Here is a 21,263-nt window from a genome sequence, read left to right on the forward strand (position 1 = left end):
AAAGAATACGAGCGCTTTATCCATCTTTGCATTGGGCGGATTAAATGAAATCGGCAAAAATATGTATGCTATCCAAGATGAAGATGAAATTTTGATTATTGACTGTGGCGGTAAGTTCCCCGATGAAAGTCTATTGGGGATCGACCTGATTATCCCGGATATCACCTATCTCATGGAAAATAAAGAAAAGATTCGCGGTCTGATTGTCACGCATGGCCATGAAGATCATATTGGTGGCATCCCTTATTTCCTAAAGAAGATAAATGTTCCTATTTATGCATCTCGTTTTACCCTTGGCCTTATTGAAGTCAAATTAAAAGAGCATAAGCTATTACGTAAAACAAAGCTTCATGAAATAAATTCCAATACAGTGATTGCATTTGATCGCATAGAAGTGAGCTTCTTTAAGACGAGTCACAGTATTCCAGATTGCCTGGGAATTGTCTTTTCTACTGAAGAAGGAATCATTGTACATACAGGTGACTTTAAGTTTGATTTAACACCTGTGAATGCTCAATATTCAGATGTTCATAAAATGGCCGAAATCGGCAACAAGGGCGTATTGGCTCTTTTATCAGAGAGTACCAATGCTGAACGCCCAGGGTCCGCTCCTTCTGAACAAGAAGTGGGAAAACATATTGATGAAGCTTTCTTCGCGGCAGAGAAGAAAATCATAATCTCTACCTTTGCTTCCAATATCAATCGTGTTCAGCAGATTATCGATGCAGCAGTAAAGACAAACCGCAAAGTGGCTTTGTTAGGACGAAGCATGCTCACTGTCGTTCCAATTGCGATTGAAAGAGGCTATCTGCAGGTACCTCCGCGATTATTAGTAGATGCACGAACTGTTATGAGTCTGCCCCCTGAAGAAGTCGTGGTACTTTGTACGGGCAGTCAAGGGGAGCCTTTAGCTGCGCTTTCCAGAATGTCGACATCAGATAATCGTGATGTTCAAATCCATGCTGGAGACACTGTTATTTTTTCAGCCTCTCCTATTCCGGGCAATGAAAAAGATGTATCACGTATTGTCAATAATCTTTTCCAGCTTGGAGCAAAAGTTATCTATGGCTCATCTAGCATTACAGGCATGCATGTTTCCGGACATGGCTACCAAGAAGATTTGAAATGGATGCTGACACTTATGAAACCGAAATACTTTGTTCCGATTCACGGCGAATATCGAATGCTGTATCTTCACCGTGAGTTGGCTGAGTCTGTCGGCGTAGAGGAAGGCAACACCTTTATTATGCAAAACGGAGACGTGCTGGATATTGAAAAAGGAGAAGCAAGGCAAACACGTAAAATTCATGCTGGTGATACCTATGTCGACAGCATTGACATAGGCGAAGTGGGCGAAATTGTTTTACGCGACCGAAAACAGCTTGCTGAAGATGGGATGCTCGTCATTGTACTCACCATAAGCAAAGAAGACGGCAGCATGACTGCCCCTCCCGACACCATCTCCCGTGGCTTTGTCTATGCGAAAGATAATGAAGTATTGCTCGGAAATGTCAACCGCCTCGTCGCATCTACAATAGAAGATTTAGAGGGTAGAGACGCACAGCAATGGAATATCGTAAAGCGCAAAGTAAAAAAATCGGTTGGCCAATATTTATTTGAACAAACAAGAAGAAGACCGATGATTTTGCCTATAATTTTTGAGATATAAAAAGCCAAAAGAAAAAGCCCCTATAGTAGGGGCTTTTATCTTTTATTTTTTCGCCTTTTTCACAGTAACTGTGACTGTTTTGCTTGTGCGTTTTTTAGAGTCAACCGTATTGAAATATAATTTCGTGCCGGCTTTTTGTTTTTTTAGCTTGATTTTGAATTGAGCATTCTTTGAAGCTGTTGTTTTGCCAATTACTTTTTTAGCTGAATTTTTCATAACTACTTGTAATTTAGGTTTTGCAAAACCTGACACAACAGTTGTTTTAGTTGTGATAGTTTTTACTTCTGGTGCTGCCGGACGATTGTCCTTTGCTACATACAAGGCTAATGTTGAAGCAGCTTTATATGATGGATTCGTCACTGTCATTGTTAAGTGTTGATTCACTTTTTGTGCAGGAATTTTCACTTTGAATTTTCCATGTACTGAAGTGGCTTTACCAATCACTTTAGAGCCTTTTTTCACGATAACTTTAGAACCAGTTTTTGCTCTACCTGTTACTGAAGTTGCTCTTTCTAGAATTGGATGTACTTTTACTCGTAAATCTGCAGTACTTACTGCGTTAAATGCATTCAAGCGGCCATAGCCTGATACAAGATCAGTACCGACACGAAGATCGAAATCTTCCGGATCCATGTCGCCGCCTAACAACATATCAAAGATGCTGCCGTCCTCACCAGTGTTATCTTTCCCTTCAAAGGTTACATTTTTTGAAGTTTGGTGAAGAATTGTTTTGATATCAGAAACGCTTAATGTAGAATCAACAGAACGTAATAATCCAGCAACAGCTGCTACGTGAGGTGCTGCCATTGAAGTACCGCTCATATATGTCACATTACCGTTTGGCACAAGGCTAGGAATATTCGTACCAGGTGCAACAAGGTCTAATTTCTCACCGAAGTTGGAGTAATCTGATACAATGTCCCAATCGTTTGTAGCACCTACAGAAATAGCATAGCGAGAACGTCCAGGATAAGAAATGCCCATTTGTCCATCATTTCCTGATGCTGCAATAACTGCTACACCTTTTGAAGATGCATATTGCATTGCTGCCTCAAGTGTACGGCTATATGAACCACCAAGGCTTAGGTTGATTACTTTTGCGCCATGGCTGGCAGCGTATTTAATACCTCTAGCGATTGTTTCTGTATCGCCTGCTCCATCAGCTGTTAACACCTTGACAGGCATAATTTTTGCGTGCTGGTCAAGCCCTTGAATTGAATATCCATTATTTGCCTCTGCTGCTATAATGCCCGCTACATGCGTACCGTGACCATTATCATCTAATGGACCTGTTGTTTCGTCAACAAAGTTTTTGCCGATAGACGGATCAACATGTCCTTTTAAATCAGCAAGAGTATAGTCAACGCCAGTATCTACAACTGCAATGACTGTATCTTTAACTTTTTTAGTGCTTAATAGTGATTGAAGTTTATCGTTTTGAACATCAGCGCCTTTTGTTCCTTCATTTTTACCAAGATTCTTTAATGACCATTGATAACTTGATAAAACATCGCTAGATAGCGCATGGTAGGTTTGGACAGGCTCTACATATTCTACGTCATTTAACTTTTCTACTTGGGAAACAGTTGCTTGAAGTGCTTTCGTTTGAGCTTTTGCACTCATGCTTGCTGTTTTTGCATCCATTTCTACTACATACGTATTGTCAAGCAACTCATCTGAGTGGTCAACAGTTGATAATGTAGAGAACGTTTTGTTACCTGAGATTTTAGATTGTACAGATTTCAATGTCTTGCCATCTTTTAATTTAACAATATATTTACCGGAAGCTGAGTTTCCATTTAATTTAATACCAACATTTTTCGCGATAGCTACTAAATCTTCACCCGCTAGGCTATCAATCTGTACTTTTTTCGCGATAGCATCCATGCTTTGTTGTAACTTAGCTGGTACTGCAGCATGTGCAATGTCGAAAAGCTGCTTAATCGCATTTGCTTCTGATTTGCTAATAACACGTGTGCTGTTTCCGCCATTTTGGTTTAGATCAGTGATAAGCGGTTGAATTTCAACCAAATGCTTGTACACATCTTGCTTTGTATCTTTGTTAAAAATCATTTTTGCCACAAGGAATGGTGCTGCTTTGTAGTATAAAGATGATAGCTGCTTGCCTTGTGTTGATTTTGCTAAAGTACCATCACGGAATAGGCGGATATCTTTTAAGATTTGTGTAGCACTTTTTTGTTTTGCGACACTGTATTCAACAGGACATACAGAGCCTGTTGCTTCTTCTTTAGCCGGAGAAAGCTTAACAGATTTTGCTGTGATACTATAGTTGACTGAGTCAGTGCTACTACCTTCATCCTCACTAAGACCTTCCATCGGAAGATCATCTGCAAAGCCACTGTATTCCACCTTCACATAATAAGGTCCTTCCCATGCGTAAGGGAATGAAATAGTAGCAGCTTGATCAGAAACTGTCCCTGTTACGTATTGCTCAAAAGCATCATCCGCGATTGCTTTTGCTTTATTAGGATAAACAGATACATTTACAACTTGGTCACTGTTTATATCGAATTTTATATGTGAGTACTTTGAAACTTCTTCTTTCGTTGGTGTAACTTTGTACCAATATACACCTGGTTGGTCAAATGAACCTTTAACGGTCGCGCCATTTGTTATAGCTGTCGCATCATCAATTGCTGTTGCAGTAGTCGTTTCTGCTGCAAAGCTTTGTTGCGGCGGAAGCGTCAATCCTAGAATGATAGCAAATGCTAATAGCCAAACAGCAATTTTGCGAGTGTTATTTTGCTTCACTTAAAAACCTCCTATTAAACTTTTTTTGGAAAAACATCCTAATCCATCATAGCTCATTTATTCTATTCTTCAACAGGGTTTTTTAACAATTTTCATATTCTCAACTATTGACTTATATCAATACATGCAAATAGAACTATTAGTTAAATACATTTACCTATATAATAAGCTATAATACCTAGTTTTTAGTTTATTATTAGAAAAAAAATAAACCCATAGAGTTTTCCATGGGTTAATCAGTATTAAAGATACTTTCTTGAGTTTTTCTTTCCATCATAAGAATAAAGGACAAATTTATCTTCTACTACTGTTCGAAGATGCACGGGCCGCCCCCACAGCTGATAAACATAAGGCAGGACCTGTTCTAAATAACGAGGATCCAGCTCCATTCCTTCATAGCCATGTACTAAAAAGAGCTCTCCATTTCTTAGATAATCACCATTTTCGACCACAATGTAAGGGAAGCCACCATTGACGCGCATCTGAACGAGTTGGTCCCTCACTGCTACATAGTCTTTATCTGTAATTCGATAATCAGATCCTTGTTTTCCAAATAAATAGAGATCTTCCCGTTTCGCTAGATCTTTCGTTAAATAGTTACGAATAAAGGACATATCCGATTCAACTTCTCGCACTTCGAACATTTTTTGGCGACCCGAATTGGGTGCTACGCCAAGCCTTTTCATTTCCTCTGTTGGATTGTTGTATCTCTCTTCAATATCTTCAAAAATTTTAATTCCTAAATAATAAGGATTAATAGAGGTTTTGGATGGTTGGAGAACACCTGCATTCAGCTTAGCATAATCAATTGTTTCCTCCGTCGATAAATCTAACTCTCGCATAATGCGTTGATGCCAATAAGATGCCCAGCCCTCATTCATAATCTTTGTTTCTAATTGCGGCCAGAAATAGAGCATCTCCTCTCTCATCATCGTCAAAATATCTCGCTGCCAGTCCTCCAGCTCGCGGCTGTGTGTTTCAATAAATAAGAGGAGATCCTTTTCTGGTTCCTCGGGGAATTTCTTTTTCTTGAAGCGAGTGGATAGAGGCTCTTCTTCTTGTTGTTCTAAATTCCAAAGCTCGTCATAAGGCGATTTTCTTTTCCGTGGAGCTCCTATGTCCACTTCTTCTGATTTTTCGCCGAGCTGTGGCCGCATTAATGAAGGATCAATATGCTCTTGAATCGCTAAAATAGCATCTAGAAACTCTTCTACCTCATCTTTTCCATACAGCCTTTCATAGTGGGCAATACGCTCTGCAGTAGCAGTCATACTTTCCACCATGTCTCTTCGTGTATTGGAAAAACGAATATTATTTTTAAAGAAGTCACAGTGAGCTAAAACGTGTGCGATGATTAATTTATTTTGAGTTAATGAATTCGTATCAAGCAAGAAAGCATAGCAAGGATCTGAATTAATCACAAGTTCATAAATTTGACTTAGGCCTAAATCATATTGCAGCTTCATCTTATGAAACTGTTTTCCAAAACTCCAATGGGTAAAACGTGTTGGCATTCCATAAGCGCCAATTGTGTAGATTACTTCCGCGGGGCAAATTTCATAGCGCATTGGATAAAAGTCTAACCCAAAACCACTAGCAATCTCCGTAATTTCTTCGATTGCTATTTGAAGTTCTCTTTCCATTTTTTAATCCTCCTCCGCGCTTATTAACCTAACATTCTATCTCTAGCTGTGTTGAATCTTATAACTTTTGTTCTTCGACTTCTTTTTGGAAGAAGCATTTCAACGCTTCATATACATCATGTTTACTTTTAAGGACATAGTGGCGAAACTTAGGGTCTACAATCTTTTTATAGTTGTACATCATCGTTGAAAAACGATTATGTTGGTTGACCTCTCCATATCCAAACATGCTGGACACGCCCATTAGTTGCTGTACAAGTTTTAAACAAGCATCATTATCAGTAGACATATTTTCTCCATCTGAAAAATGGACAGGATATATATTGTATTTAGAAGGTGGATATTTTTCGTTAATGAGTTCAAGAGCCTTCACATAGGCAGATGAACAAATCGTTCCTCCGCTTTCCCCTTTTGTGAAAAACTCCTCTTCCGTGACTACTTTCGCTTTCGTATGGTGTGCGATAAATTCAATTTCGACGCTTTCATATTTGGTGCGCAGGAAACGTGTCATCCAAAAGAAGAAGCTTCTCGCACAATATTTTTCAAAGCTTCCCATAGAGCCACTTGTATCCATCATTGCAAGTACCACAGCTTTTGATTCGTGTTTAATCTCCTCATCCCACGTCTTAAAACGAAGATCATCATTATAAATAGGGGCAATCTCGGCTTTCCCCTTCATCGCATTTCGTTTGATGGCATTCAGTATAGTCCGTTTTTTATCAATATTGCCCATTAACCCTTTTTTACGTATATCATTAAATTCAATTTTTTCCGATTGGATTTCTGCTTTATCTTTTTCCTGTAAGTTCGGCAGTTCAAGCTCCTTGAACAATACACTTTGCACTTCTTCTATGCTTACCTCTGCCTCATAGTAATCTTCCCCAGCTTGGTCGCCGGCCTTCTTCCCTCTGCCTGGCCCATTTTGTTGGCCGCTGCCATCACGGGCGATCACATCTCCAACTTTGCTGTCTCCTTTTCCTTGGCCTACATGCTTCGATTTGTCATAGTTATAACGAATTTTGTATTCATCTAATGAACGAATGGGAATCTTAATGACATCTTTCCCATTCGACATCACGATGTTTTCTTCACTGACTAAGTCAGGCAAATTGCTTTTGATAGCTTCTTTTACTTTTTCCATATGGCGTTGCTGGTCTTGATGCCCTTTGCGATGGAGAGACCAATTTTCCTGTGAAATGACAAAATGCTTATTCGGATTTTCAGCCATTATATCCTCACCCATCTCTTAATTTTGAAACTCTGCACTTGGCGTTTGCATTGGGATAATTCTTAATGCTTTACTTATACTATGCATAGAGATTGAATTATTTAACTTTTTGATATAAAAAAATGGAGTGTCCTTAAAAAATGTGGACACTCCTTAACACTTAGCGATTCAATAAACTACCAACATATTGAAGCAATTCATTGGCAGAAGTAGTTGTATATCCATGTTCATCCACCAAAGTTGCGATTACTTCATTCATTTTTTTCAACTGCGATTCATCCGGTGTTTTGGAGGAAGTCGTGATTTTCACGACATCTTTTAAATCGGCGAACAACTTCTTCTGAATAGCCTCTCTTAACCGTTCATGCGAGTTATATTCAAATCGTTTTCCTTTACGCGCATAAGCAGAGATCCGAATCAAGATTTCTTCGCGGAAGCCTTTTTTCGCATTTTCTGAAATACCAATCTGTTCTTCGATTGAACGCATTAGCTTTTCGTCTGGGTTTAGTTCTTCCCCTGTCAGCGGGTCACGCAGCTTATTTTTATTGCAAAAGGCTTCTACATTATCTAAATAATTATTCATCAGCGTCTTAGCAGATTCTTCATATGAATAGACAAATGCCTTTTGGACTTCATTTTTCGCAATCTCATCATACTCTCTTCTAGCAATGGCAATAAAATTCATGTATTTGTCTTTATCTTCCTGACTAATGGAAGCATGCTGATCAAGCCCATCTTTTAAAGCTAAAAGGACATCCAGCGCATTAATTGATGGTGACTTCTTGCGAATAATCGCTGAAGAAATTCGATTGATAATATAGCGTGGATCGATACCATGCATGCCCTCGTTCGGATATTCTTTCTTCAAATCTTCCACATCTACAGAATTATAGCCTTCAACACTCTCGCCGTCGTACAGTCTCATTTTCTTTACAAGATCGATTCCTTGTTTTTTAGGTACTTCCAACCTGGATAAAACAGAGAAAATCGCGGCTGCTTTTAATGCATGCGGTGCTATATGAATATGATTCATATCACTGTCGCGAATCATTTTCTCATAAATCCGTTCTTCCTCTCTCACCTTCAGGTTATAAGGAATAGGCATGACAATAATACGTGAATGTAGGGCTTCATTCTTTTTATTGGATATAAACGTACGGTATTCCGTTTCATTTGTGTGTGCCACAATCAATTCATCCGCACTAATCAATGCGAACCTACCTGCTTTAAAGTTTCCTTCTTGCGTTAAGGAAAGGAGATTCCATAAGAATTTTTCGTCTAGCTTCAACATTTCCTGGAATTCCATCATTCCGCGATTCGCTTTATTTAACTCACCATCAAAACGATAGGCTCTTGGATCAGATTCTGATCCGTATTCTGCAATCGTTGAAAAGTCGATGCTTCCGGTTAAATCAGCGATGTCTTGTGATTTCGGATCGGATGGTGTGAATGTGCCGATACCTACGCGTTTATCTTCAGAGAAGAAGATGCGTTCTACCTGCACATTTTCAATCTCTCCCCTATATTCTTGGTCAAGGCGCATTGTGTTTAGAGGCGAAAGATTTCCTTCTATACGAATGCCGTATTCCTCATAAAAGTCGTTACGCAGATGGGGTGGAATGAGATGAAGCGGATCTTCATGCATTGGGCAGCCTTTAATCGCATAAACTGCTCCCTCATCTGTACGTGAATACTGTTCTAATCCCCGTTTAAGCATAGTCACAATCGTGGATTTACCACCGCTGACTGGCCCCATTAATAACAAGATACGTTTTCTTACATCTAATCGTTTTGCTGCAGGGTGGAAGTATTCTTCTACCAGCCTTTCAATGGCTTCTTCAAGTCCAAAAATTTCTTCACCAAAGAAGTGATACATTTTCTTGCCGTCTCTTTCATTGAGACCAGAGCTTTTAATCATATTATAAACGCGCGAATGAGCAGTTTGAGCCACTTCAGGCCTTTCTTTGACTATCTCTAAATAGTCTGCAAAAGTACCTTCCCACTTCAGCCTGTTTTCTTCTTCACGGTAACGTTTAAACTTATTTAAAATATCGATTGTTATCCCTCCATTCAGGCCTGTTTTAACCATGATATGTTAGGAACTTTCGAATGATAACTAATTAATTAAGGGATTTATGGAACTACTATGATTTTTAGACAATGGCTTATGAAATCAACATTTTTGGATATTCTATCGAAGAAGGAAAGGAGGATTTTGATGAATCGCTTGATTATCGCATTCTTACTAACACTCTCATCTATTCAAATGGTTCTTCCTCTAAATGTATTAGCTGAAACGGAAACATCTAAAGAAGACCTGCTAAAGCAGCGAATGTCTCTTTATGTTCAATTTGAAGATATGTTGGTACCTTGGTATTTCTTAGCTGCTATTGATCAGTATGAACGTAATATTCAGGCAGTACGAAAAGATATTCCATCACGGGAAGGCGTAGTTGCCATCCGCTTTTCTGATGAATATTGGGCAGGCCCTTTTAATCCTTTAATACAGGATAATTCACCAACTACGATTGATTATTTTGGTGGCATGGGGCTTGATGGAGATAAAGATGGTGTGGCTGATGCTGAAAATGACATTGACATAATCTATACGATGGCCAGTTACTTAAGTCATTACGGACCATCAGAAGCCGATTTCAAAAAAGCTTTATGGGATTATTACACCAATGAGACGATCGTCAATCAAGTCTTGGCCATTGCATCATTATATAAAAAATATCAAGATATCAACTTAGACCAGTACACTTTCCCCGTAGCGCTCGGATATAATTATACCTTCAAGGGAACCTGGGGAGCTAACCGTGGTTGGGGCGGAAGGCGTATTCATGAAGGAACAGATATCTTTGCTGACTATGGGACGCCGGTATTATCTGCTTCATATGGAGTTGTCGTCACAAAAGGATGGAACAAATTTGGTGGATGGCGAATCGGCATTCGGGATCACCATAATTCCTATCATTACTATGCTCATCTTTCCTCCTATGCCAAAGAAATAGAAGTCGGTGATATCGTCAAACCTGGAACGATAATTGGTTATGTAGGTAGCTCAGGTTATGGAAGTGAAGGAACCTCAGGTAAGTTTCCACCGCATCTCCACTATGGTATTTATAAATTTAACGGCCGTTATGAATGGGCTTATGACCCTTACCCTTCCCTTCTACAATGGGAAAGGACGGCGAAAGCCCAACTTAAAAAGAACTAACGAAACCAAGGTTTGGATAAACAGAACAAAAGGAGATTTTACAAAGCTAAAAATTTGGACTTCATAGAATCCACTTCAAAAAACGATGAATCTTATTTAAAAGTGGTGTGTAGTAGACGGCGACTCTGCGGATGAGCTTTAAAGCTCCGCAGGATTGGATTTATGGAAATTGAAGGCAAGCCTCGTAGAAAATGCCCTCTGGAACGGATCACCAAAAGTTCTTCATACTGAATGAATTCTATAGAAGAACAAAAAATACCGAACAAATGTGAGATTTTTTCACATTGTTCGGTTTTTTCATAGGCAACACTCATTATTATCTTTTATCATTTACAGGATATTTTGTTTTACAAACATTAAAAATTCTCTTTGCATCGAGCCAAGAGTCAATATTTTGGTGGGAATTCTAAACTTCCATGCCTGCCTCTTTAAATTGAAAGACCATAGGACTGTAAGCGGATCTTTAGTAGCATACTTTTGATCTTGGATTTCAGCTAATTCAAAAATAAGTTTATGTACTATTTTGGTGGAGAATAGATTTAGAAAAAGAACAATCATATGATTATCATTTATCAGTAGTATAGCTCGATTGGTGATAGCTGATAAGCCTTGAGGCGTCGCGTAACAAAGAAGCATATCTGGCTCTCTATGAGATTCAGCAAGACTTTCAAGCGATTTTTTAGTAATAAATAGCATGATGAGATACCTCTATGTATATCAAGATTTTGTTTCAAACATTATAAGAAAAAAGTGAAATCATTAGAAAGATTTCACTTTTTTTCACAGATAGAATGGGTAAATAATTAACTTAATTCACTTTGTAAATCTTTATACAGCTTAAAGAGCATTATTCGCTCTCCTGTTTGTGTGCTTATATCTGTGTGGAAGCTTAAAACCTCTTGGTTTGTGATCGATCTGATAATTGCCTTTAATTCATCTATTCCTGATTCTACAAGACTATTGCGATGATCTTTTACCCTTAGCAATCCTTCTTTCTTTTCACAGACAGAATATTCTGCAGGCGTTAGGATACCTTGTAGCACGACAATAATCATGTCTCGCAAAATATCCGATTTCACTGAAACCGATCCGCGCCCTAAATAATTCTTCTCCCAGTGCGTCAAAGCTTTGCTGATTTCCGATTCTACCGTTCCTCTAGTTTTATCCATTTTTCAATCTCCCGCTAACCTGTTGGCATTTTAGTCATTCTGCTTCTATTTTAATAATGCGAAGGTAATCACGTAAAGCAATAACTTATGAAAAACTGTGCCATATGCCATCTGGATCGATGCACGAAAGGCGAATCCAGCCGTTCTGTAGCTTCTGGCGGAACTCCGCATTCTGTTCTAAGATTTGCTGAACCCTATACTTAGGCGCTTGCACGACCACTAATAAACGTATAGGTGCATGGTACGCCTCTTCATCAGACATCATAACAGATTGCCATGGAAGTCCAAAAAGAAGATCGCTTGCATTACCCTGCATGACGCCAACTCCCGCAGTAATCGTCTGTGTGGCTTTATTGCCGCTGCCATAATAATGCGGAGCTACTGTAGACGCATAATATTGTAAGTTAATCCATTGTGCTACTAGAGCAGGGCCTGCAATGATACTAGCCAGTATATCGCCTGTTGGATCTAGCTGCCACTGATAATTTTGAAGAAATACTCTTCCCTCTAGGTCACAATCTTCCGTTAAGGTCCGTTCGCCGATTATAAATCCAGCATTCCGCGCTAACCCCCATTCAGGACGCACCTCGCTCCAATCGTCAGCGAAACGGCGTACCTCCTCTTCCGGATCTAGGCAATCAGGATGGAGTGTCGGAAGCTGAGCAAGTCTTTCAGCGTTTACACTCTTACGCACAGTTGGAAGAGCCCCTTGAATAAGCTGGAATGAATTTTTTACAGCTACCGGTAATTCTGGCAGATACGTAAATTTCAACTCATCCAACGAAGTAATATGCTCAGCCGCTGCAAAAACAGTATCTTCTGGTATGTGAATGCCTTCTTTGGCAAGAGTCTCACGAACATTAGATAGATTACATAATGTCGCCAACACACGTGCATTAAATTGGCTTGATGCTCCTCCACATGCCCCGCAATCAAGAGCTGATGCATATGGGTTGTTTCGACTTTGGCTTCCATGACCGCAAATAACAACCAATGGGGCAAAGTTCTCTGTCAAACTCATTGTTTGAAGGGCTTGCCGTACATAAAATACTTGTTCTTCTTCCGTAAAACCTACAGGCAATTCACCTGCTCCTTCATCTGGAGAATGAAGCGTCAATTTTGTCATTGGCTTTTTAAGCCATTTTTCGCTCATTTGTCGCATGACTTCACCAGCTTTTTGCGGGATAAAGCTTCGTGCTAATGTTTGAATACTAAGCCATGGTCCGCTGATTTCAGGCAATAGCAGGCTCGTCAGCATATTTTGTTTCATTGTTTTAAATGTTTTCCCAACGGAATGGGCAGTATGTGCCCGCTCAATGTATTGTTCTAGCTGGTCCCTGTCCGTAGATTCAAGCACTTTGTGAGAAGGCTTAAACATAATCGGCAATGAATTATGGCTATTGGAGCTTGCAAGTTCGTTTGTTTCAATTGGCAAGCCAAAAAATCCAGCTGTCCCAAAAGTCTCAAATGGCCCGCTTCTTTCTAAATGCCTTCTGAACGTTTCAGAACGTACATCAATACAAAAAGCAAATTGTGCTGCGATTGTTTTTGCTTCTTCTATTGTTGTAGGTTTAGTCGGCAAGCATTCTTGAAGATTTTTTTCATACGTTTTCTCCCAAGCTTCTAGCCAAAGGCGGCCTTGGACAAAGGAATCGAAGCGATTTGCGAGCATAAGGCGTGCTTTTATTTCCTCTGGTTCTAACTCTGCCCAATCCTCGAGTCTCTCTCTGCCAAATTCAACCCAGCTAATAACAAGTTTTTCAATGAGTTGAACATCATCTTGCACTGGCTCTGGCAACGGAAGATATTCTTTTACGAATATATATTCAAGAGATAGCCGCATAGCCAGATATTCTAAAAGCAGTGCCGCTGATTCTTCTTCACGGCTGCGTATCATACCTGCCCATCCTGGTAGTGCAAGGAGGTGAGCCTCCAAATATTCTTGCCATTCTGTGTTAGGAATATCCATACTGTGAAGCACTTCCATCAATGCTTGCTCTGCATTTTGATTTAGTTGATCAAGTTGCCTGCGCGTTTCATGAGTAAGCGTGCGATCATATTTAGCCATTTGGCGCCATGCTGCATAAAATCCAGCCTCTTTATTGGGCATGGACCACACCGCAAGTGATTCATCCAAATATAATTTACACCATTTAATCACATGTAGATTTACATTTTCTACAAGAGATTCGTTTCCTGGTTGTTGCACACGTTGACTCATTGTTAAGATGGAATGTTTATTTTTAGTGGGTGAAAAGTATTTACTATACCAAAGTGCAGCAGTCTTTGCGCCAGGCAATTCTCTTGTAGTGAAGGAATTTGATTCTTGTTGTAATACATTACGGCAATATTCTTTCGCGAGTTCTCTAGGCAAGCATATCAACTGCTCATCAAGCCATGCATTCAACCCATCTTCTAAGATGGCCAAATCAATTTCTCCCTTACGAGCAGCAGAGGAGACGATGGCATGATTAGGATACATGTCAATGTCACCCGTCTCCTTCAGCCTTTTTGCCACTTGGTCAAAAGTCTGGTGCTCGAGTCCCGCCCAAGGGCTTCTTGCTGCAAAGTTATTAATATCGCCGAGGGGCACAATGACCTCGCTCGCTTTTTTTACAATCTCTTGAAGCGAGCGATCGTTCGGTTTAAATCCCTCATCATAGTGAAGTGTTGACGCCGTACTCATTGATAATTCCCCTCCTTCGTTAATAATTGTGCAAGATAGTTTGGATGGCTTTCCGCGAGACGTTTTTTAGGTTCTCCAAGCCGAACTAGCCATAGATAAAGCGCAAAGGATACTTTATTATTCCTTCGAATCAGCCAAGTTCCACATACAATCGCAGCTAGTAAAACAACTAAAACAATAATCGATAGTATAAACGGCTGATGGAAATCGCTGTCGATGGTCCCCTGCAAAATGTTGTAAAACAGTGTATGAACGACTTTAAAAACAAGTCCACCTGCAACTAATAAGAAGAAACCTGCGATTTTTCCAGTAGCAGTAGGGTGTGCCGCTACCAACTGTGCCCATGCAAGGGCAATCGACCAGCCGAGTAGAAGAGCACTAATCAGCTGATAGCCTTCTCCTTTAGCTGTCAGCCAAAGCCCTAATCCTATAAGTGTTCCAAGCGCACCACCTGCAACTGTCCATATAACAGAAGCTGCTTGGTCCTTAGAAGTAACAGGCGCTTTTGCCTTGGCAGCTGAACCTGCTTGCAAGAAAAGAGTAGATTTAAACAAACCATGCAATACTGCATGTGTAATAGCTGCAAGATAGGCGCCTAGTGCACATTGCACCAGCATAAAACCCATTTGTGCTATTGTTGATCCCACCAACTGCCGTTTATAATCCACTTGCACAAGCATAATCCCTGTGCCGATTAAGACAGAAAGGCCTGCAATAACAAGTAAAATTATCTGCGCCAAGTCCCCATTAAACAATGGAGAAAAACGAGCAAGCATAATACTTCCCGCATTAACAATCCCAGCATGCATAACAGCTGAAATAGGTGTTGGTGTAACAACAGAATCAAGTAGCCAACGATGTGTTGGCCATTGAGCAGCAGGAATGAGCGCTGACACAAGAAGCAATAAATTAATTCCTGTCTTTTCATAACCAGTTAACAAACCTAATGTATCAGAGGTCAGTATAGTTGATAAACGCCATTCGCCTGTACTGTACGCTAACCAGAATAACGCAAGGCCCAGTGCCAGCAAACTAGCTAATAGATAGCCGCGGGATACTTTTGCAGCATGCTGCGCTACCTTCCATTCCTTCCTTAATCCGATTAAGACAGTTAAACAAAATAGTGTTAGCCCCCATCCAATAAATAAAAGGCGAACATCATCAGATAACCATGCCAGGGCATCAGCTGAAGTAGTAATAGTTAAAAGTGCAAAGTACTTGCGGTATGACTTATCGCCTAGCAAATAATGGACACAATATCGCTGAACGATTAATCCAATTGTCAAAACAAACAGAGACCAGAGCCATGATAATGAATCGAAATGCAATACTCCTAGGAAATAATCTCCTTTAGAAAAAATAAGACCTAATAAAGCGGCAATTGGTGCTAATGCCAGTATGCCGATATGAATGCGAATGAATCGAAGCGGGACTTGCGGATGCAGGATACACAATCCGCTCCCTAGAGAAAGTCCAAGAAAAATGAGAAACAATAGTGGCCACGACATCCAAAATCCCTCCTTTTTTTTACATAAAAAAACCGACAATTTCATCATTTAAAAGGCGCAAGGCACTATTAAACAAAGAAATTATCGGTTTACTTTTAACGAACCCATCTTGAATGGGGATTAATCGTCTACCTTTAATATTCATTCTTCCTTTTAGAAGAATACCGTATTATAGTTTCATTTTTTCAAAAAGCCATATCGCTATAGCTCTTTGCTAAAATGTTCTATAACTAACTCATTATTAGTAGCATACTATTTGTCAAAAATTCTGTCAAGTCAAGCCTTCATTCCAGGAATCCAATTCGGTCTTTTTAGAGCTCCCCACATCGGGTCAGGGATCGCTAATTCTTTCTGCATAGACATATCCATTTCTGTTCTAATGGATGACGGATTTTCTTGCGCTTTTTGTACCCAATCCGGTTCAATTAATAATTCGCGGCCTAATGCCACAAGATCAACACCTGTCTCCAATGCTTTCACTGCATCATCGAAACTATAAATTGATCCTACTCCAATCAAAGCAGTCCGGCCATTGATCGTTTCTATTAACAGTTGGACACGTGTTTTTTCTTGGTCGCCAGTAAAACGATGCGGCTTCGCGAAGAATTCCATATGCGATACATGCAGATAATCCAGCCCTTCTGCGGCCAAAGCATCTACAAGTTGGATAGTATCATCCATTGTAATCCCGTTTTCTTCAGGTTCTTCAGGTGAGAAGCGATAGCCAATGATAAAGGCTTCCTTAGCATGCGTTGCAGCCACTTGTTTTACCTCACGTAAAACCTCTAAAGGAAAGCGCATACGATTTTCAATTACTCCACCATATTCATCGGTCCTTTTGTTCGTGTGGGCAGAGAAAAATTGTTGCAATAAGTATGTGTTAGCTCCATGAATCTCAACGCCATCATAGCCTGCTTCGATCGCACGACGCGTTGTTTCGCCATACGCTTTGACTGCCTCTTTTACTTCATCAGTTGTCATGGGTCTTGGTGTTGCATTGTCTGGATAAGCGACATCACTTGCACTTACGATTTCGCCATTTGGTACCTCTTCTGGAATAGATCGTCTTCCTCCGTGGAAAATTTGAAGCACTGCTTTTGCTCCTCCTGTATGAATCGCATCAGCCACGCGTTTTAGGCTAGGGATAAACTTGTCATCATATCCGGCAAACTGTCCTGGAAAACCTTTACCGTTTTCTAATACATGCGTGCAGGCTGTCACAATCATACCGACGCCTTCTGAACGGCGTGCATAATAAGCAACCTCCGCATCAGTAACGGTTCCATCGGCATTGCCAGAGTAGTTCGTCATTGGTGCCATTACGACTCTGTTGCGCAATGCTACTCCGTTTTTCAAGGTATATTCTTCAAATAAATCTGCCATACATATTGACCTCCTATTTTTTATTTCTTCACTAATTTATCGTATTCTGCAAGTAATCATGTGTCAAAGAATTGAAACTTTCTGGGAAGGCCCCTCTTACTAGTTCACGTTCTCCAATAGTTTTGTGGTTACTGAAAAACCCTGATTTGTATATTTTAAAGATACTAATTTGATGTGGAGATGAAGTGGGAATAGCTGCGTTTTGCTAAGAGTAGTGGTAAGCCCTGAGTTGTCTTCGCTGATCCAACTTCAATATAGCTATTTCGTTGAAAAACAACTGCAATTCAATTTCTCCCGCCCTCTTAGTCTCCTAACATGGAATTACTGATGTGTTATAATCCATTCTGCCGCTTCGCTCAAGTCATTACATACTGCATCGGCTAGTGGATTGCGTTCACCTAAATAAACTGTTTTCGTCCCTGCTTTCTTCCCCGCCATTATATCTGTATCGGTATCACCAACCATAAAGGATTTTGATAAGTCAACTTCATATTTTGTTGCTAGGTCTTCAATTAACTTGCTGTTAGGCTTCCGGCAAGCACAACCAGCTTTTGGTTTATGTGGACAATAGACTGCCTCATCCACATGGGCTCCCTGTTTCTTTAACTCCTCAATCATATGCAAGTGGATTTTTTTCAATTCCGATTCTTTCATATATCCAAGACCTACACCGCCCTGATTGGTGACCACAAACACAAAATCAAAATAGGCATTCAATTTTTTTATGGCTTCAGGAACACCTGGCAAGAAATATAAATCTTTCGGTTTGTTCACAAACTTTACCCGCTTGGTTAGTACCTCATTAATGACCCCATCACGATCTAAAAATACGGCTTTTTTCATATATATAAGCACCTTTCTTTAGCGTTTATCTTCTTCATCATTGTCACATTTTACTAATTCTAAAACAAACATTCTTTTATGCTTAAGCGTTTCGATGAAAGAGATTCGGGTATATTTATGTTGTAATCGCATATCAAAAAAATGAAACAAATAATGGAGGTAATACACATGGATAAAAAAGTATTAGGAATTTATAACTCAAGCGCGGAAGTGATTAAAGCTATTGATGAATATCGCCAAAAAGGATATGCAACTGACGATTTCTCAATTGCACTTAATACAACAAACTTCCCTTCTGCTCCATCAGTCGTAAAAAATGAAACAGGCGTACTAACAGAAGATGTTGGCGGTCGCAATATGGAAGAAGATGAAGGTTTCTTCGATCGCCTAGCAGCAGTATTTAAAGGTGATTTCCACACAGATGTGGACCATGCATCTTATTACGAATATTTCTTAACACTTGGCTTTGATGAAGAATCTGCTCGTCGCTACGAACGCGATATTAACGATGGCCGTATTCTACTTTTAGCAAACAAAGAAGATGATGCCCTTTTAGGCACTGCTGACCCACTAACACCAGTAGACAACCAAGAGGCAAATGTAGGTCTTGATACCACAGTAGCTCCTAATGATACAGTGGATGTTAATAATACAGTAGCAGATGAGCAAACATTAAAGTTGCGCAAAGAACAACTTGATGTAGAAAAAGACCAAGTACAAACTGGTGAAGTTGAAGTTCACAAAGATGTTGTGGAAGAACCACAAACAGTCAATGTACCTGTCACACATGATGAAGTGTATGTAGAAAGACGAAAAGTTACTGATGAAGCAGCTGCCACTACAGATGCTTATGCTCCAATGGGTGAAGATGACACCATCCGTATTCCAATCGTCGAAGAACAAATTGAAGTGACGAAAAAACCAGTGGTAAACGAAGAAGTAGTCATTGGTAAAAAACAAGTGACCGAAACAGAACAAGTCACTGATAATCTAAAACGCGAGGAAGCACGCATTGAAACGACTGGTGATGCTTCTGTCACAGATAGCGATGTAGATGATGCAAATCGTGGTGCTATTACAGAGCAAGAATTGTACGATCCTGCAAATCAAAACGATAATGACCTTAAAAAGAACAATCTTGATGATACGCTTACAGCTGGCAATATGAATGCCGATATTAAAAACAGAGAAATATAATAATATTTGGCTTTCTATCTTGTAAAAGCATAGCTAGACTGCTATACTTTCTGTAATTGAATATTCACTTATTTCAATATCTTTTGAAATAAGGATAGAGGCGCAAAAACCATGAGTAAGCTGCAAGAGGATGATGAGATCCGACTACTGCAGTGGAAAGGGGAATTTGCCGAAGCTTAGAGAAACTCATATTTCTCTATTGCTGGGCCTGCTGTTGAATAAACACAGGACTGTCATGTAGGAAACTATATGGAGGGCTATCGTACGCATGGAGATGACTTTATGAATTCTCGCAGCAACGTAGTCACGTTGCTGCTTTTTTTGCGTTATTTTCTATACTGCCCTTCTCCAAAAAATGAAAAGGAAGTGGAGAAGCAATGAATTTTGGAAGAATTATAACGGCGATGGTGACCCCATTTGACCAACAAGGAAATATTGACTTTAGAGCTACTCGTGAGCTGATTAATTATCTTATCGAAAACGGCTCAGATGGGATTGTGATAGCTGGTACTACAGGTGAATCCCCTACACTTACAACAGCAGAGAAAATCAGTTTATTTCAATTTGTCGTAGATGAAGTAAACCATAGGATTCCTGTTATTGCAGGCACAGGATCTAATAATACAAGGGCATCCATTGAACTGACTAAGTCTGCTGAAGACATAGGTGTGGATGGAATTATGCTTGTTGCACCTTACTATAATAAACCATCACAAGAGGGCCTTTATCAGCACTTCAAAGCAATTGCGGAATCAACACAGCTACCAATCATTCTCTACAATATCCCTGGAAGAAGTGTTGTCAATCTATCCGTTGAAACAGTCACTCGCCTTGCCGCGATTAATAACATCGTGTCCATCAAAGATGCGAGCGGAAACTTGGATGCAATGGCTGAACTCATTACGCAAACACCCAATGACTTCAGTGTCTATACAGGAGAAGACCATTTAACACTGCCATCTCTATCGATTGGTGCTACTGGCGTTATTTCCGTATCCTCCCATATAATTGGAAATGAAATGCAAGCGATGATGGAAAAGTTTAAAAACGGGGATGTGACGGAAGCTGCGGCAGATCATCGTAGACTCCTCCCTGTATTCAAAGGATTATTTAGCGCACCTAACCCTTGCCCTGTAAAAGCTGCTCTGAATTTGAGAGGAATAGCAGTAGGCGGTGTACGTTTGCCTTTAATACCCCTTAATGAAGAAGAAACTACTGAGTTGCAGCATCTATTGCAGTCTGTATGTAAAGAAGACACAGCTTTAAGAAGCTAACTTAAAATAGGCACCAAAGTTCCGCAAGAAGCGTACAGTATAGTAAAAAAAGGAATGATGTTTTGTATCACTATCATTGTCCATCTTGCGGAACAACCCACCACTATTATCCGAATAGCCCCTCCCCTTACCAGTTTCAAAATCAATACCAGCAAACCTACCAAAGTCCGAATAGTGTTTATTTAAGAGATTATGGCCCAGCACCTTTTGCTGTCAATATAGACACAGCAACAAAACAAAATACGAACTATCGCACAGCGCTGTGGACCGGTGAGCATTTGCAGCTTACTCTGATGAGCATTCCAGTCGGAGGAGATATTGGTTTGGAGATTCATCCGCATACGGACCAGTTTATTCGCATTGAAGAAGGCGAAGGCCTTGTACAAATGGGCAAAAATAAACAGTTCTTAGACTTCCAGCAACCAGTGCGGGATAATTATGTCTTTTTTGTTCCAGCTGGTACATGGCATAATCTGACGAATACAGGCAACAAACCAATTAAGCTGTATTCAATCTATGCACCTCCTAACCATCCAAGTGGCACGGTCCATCAAACCAAAGCAATCGCCGAAGCGGAGGAACCCCAATAAAAAAGCATTAAACAAGCAGCTTTCGCCTTATGGGGAGGCTGCTTTTTCTGTATAAAGAGTGATTCTTCCTTTTAAATTTTG

At 40.0% G+C, this 21,263-nt stretch carries 15 protein-coding genes and 1 riboswitch; of the genes, 5 read left to right on the forward strand and 10 right to left on the reverse strand.

Annotated elements, in window-relative coordinates; translation table 11 throughout:
- Positions 1-61 precede the first annotated feature (61 nt).
- Complete coding sequence (locus tag M2M59_RS13080) at positions 62-1,669, forward strand: ribonuclease J (RefSeq protein WP_371923818.1); 1,608 nt, start codon at positions 62-64, stop codon at positions 1,667-1,669.
- Between the two features lie 42 nt (positions 1,670-1,711).
- On the opposite strand, the gene M2M59_RS13085 is transcribed toward M2M59_RS13080, so the two are convergent.
- The 4 genes from M2M59_RS13085 to M2M59_RS13100 form a co-directional block, all read right to left on the reverse strand.
- Positions 1,712-4,441, reverse strand: coding sequence for a S8 family peptidase (locus tag M2M59_RS13085; protein ID WP_249774787.1), 2,730 nt, complete (start codon positions 4,439-4,441; stop codon positions 1,712-1,714).
- Positions 4,442-4,683: 242 nt separating this feature from the next.
- Entirely contained in the window at positions 4,684-6,084 is a 1,401-nt protein-coding gene (locus tag M2M59_RS13090) for a SpoVR family protein (RefSeq protein ID WP_150285175.1), read from the reverse strand.
- A gap of 58 nt (positions 6,085-6,142) precedes the next feature.
- The gene (gene yhbH / locus M2M59_RS13095) at positions 6,143-7,312 is read right to left on the reverse strand and encodes a sporulation protein YhbH (RefSeq protein WP_150285176.1); all 1,170 of its coding nucleotides are present in this window, start codon (positions 7,310-7,312) and stop codon (positions 6,143-6,145) included.
- Positions 7,313-7,472: 160 nt separating this feature from the next.
- On the reverse strand, positions 7,473-9,368 hold the full coding sequence (locus tag M2M59_RS13100; protein ID WP_147197358.1) for a PrkA family serine protein kinase: 1,896 nt from the start codon (positions 9,366-9,368) through the stop codon (positions 7,473-7,475).
- Positions 9,369-9,530: 162 nt separating this feature from the next.
- On the opposite strand from M2M59_RS13100, the gene M2M59_RS13105 reads away from it, so the two are divergent.
- Entirely contained in the window at positions 9,531-10,532 is a 1,002-nt protein-coding gene (locus M2M59_RS13105) for a M23 family metallopeptidase (protein WP_249774788.1), read from the forward strand.
- A gap of 330 nt (positions 10,533-10,862) precedes the next feature.
- On the opposite strand, the gene M2M59_RS13110 is transcribed toward M2M59_RS13105, so the two are convergent.
- The 6 genes from M2M59_RS13110 to M2M59_RS13135 form a co-directional block, all read right to left on the reverse strand.
- Complete coding sequence (locus M2M59_RS13110) at positions 10,863-11,228, reverse strand: hypothetical protein (RefSeq protein ID WP_249774789.1); 366 nt, start codon at positions 11,226-11,228, stop codon at positions 10,863-10,865.
- A gap of 107 nt (positions 11,229-11,335) precedes the next feature.
- Positions 11,336-11,701 (reverse strand): Na-translocating system protein MpsC family protein, encoded by a 366-nt coding sequence (locus M2M59_RS13115; RefSeq protein ID WP_249774790.1) that lies wholly within the window; start codon positions 11,699-11,701, stop codon positions 11,336-11,338.
- 85 nt (positions 11,702-11,786) lie between these two features.
- Positions 11,787-14,387, reverse strand: coding sequence for a DUF2309 domain-containing protein (locus M2M59_RS13120; protein WP_249774791.1), 2,601 nt, complete (start codon positions 14,385-14,387; stop codon positions 11,787-11,789).
- Positions 14,384-15,895 (reverse strand): NADH dehydrogenase subunit 5, encoded by a 1,512-nt coding sequence (locus M2M59_RS13125; protein WP_249774792.1) that lies wholly within the window; start codon positions 15,893-15,895, stop codon positions 14,384-14,386. The genes M2M59_RS13120 and M2M59_RS13125 overlap by 4 nt, the downstream gene beginning before the upstream one ends.
- A 276-nt stretch (positions 15,896-16,171) precedes the next feature.
- Entirely contained in the window at positions 16,172-17,278 is a 1,107-nt protein-coding gene (locus M2M59_RS13130) for an NADH-dependent flavin oxidoreductase (protein WP_147197254.1), read from the reverse strand.
- A gap of 321 nt (positions 17,279-17,599) precedes the next feature.
- A complete protein-coding gene (locus M2M59_RS13135) occupies positions 17,600-18,121 on the reverse strand; it encodes a D-glycero-alpha-D-manno-heptose-1,7-bisphosphate 7-phosphatase (RefSeq protein WP_249774793.1) in 522 nt (173 codons plus the stop codon).
- 168 nt (positions 18,122-18,289) lie between these two features.
- Between M2M59_RS13135 and M2M59_RS13140 the strand changes: the two genes are divergently transcribed.
- From M2M59_RS13140 to M2M59_RS13150, 3 genes are all read left to right on the forward strand, one after another.
- Positions 18,290-19,318 (forward strand): YsnF/AvaK domain-containing protein, encoded by a 1,029-nt coding sequence (locus tag M2M59_RS13140; RefSeq protein ID WP_249774794.1) that lies wholly within the window; start codon positions 18,290-18,292, stop codon positions 19,316-19,318.
- A gap of 87 nt (positions 19,319-19,405) precedes the next feature.
- Positions 19,406-19,586, forward strand: a riboswitch (Lysine riboswitch).
- A 109-nt stretch (positions 19,587-19,695) separates the two neighbouring features.
- Positions 19,696-20,592, forward strand: coding sequence for a 4-hydroxy-tetrahydrodipicolinate synthase (dapA, locus tag M2M59_RS13145; protein ID WP_249774795.1), 897 nt, complete (start codon positions 19,696-19,698; stop codon positions 20,590-20,592).
- A 62-nt stretch (positions 20,593-20,654) separates the two neighbouring features.
- The gene (locus tag M2M59_RS13150; protein WP_249774796.1) at positions 20,655-21,182 is read left to right on the forward strand and encodes a cupin domain-containing protein; all 528 of its coding nucleotides are present in this window, start codon (positions 20,655-20,657) and stop codon (positions 21,180-21,182) included.
- Positions 21,183-21,263: the final 81 nt, after the last annotated feature.

It is taken from the genome of Rummeliibacillus sp. G93 (genome assembly GCF_023515935.1).
Lineage (GTDB): Bacteria > Bacillota > Bacilli > Bacillales_A > Planococcaceae > Rummeliibacillus > Rummeliibacillus stabekisii.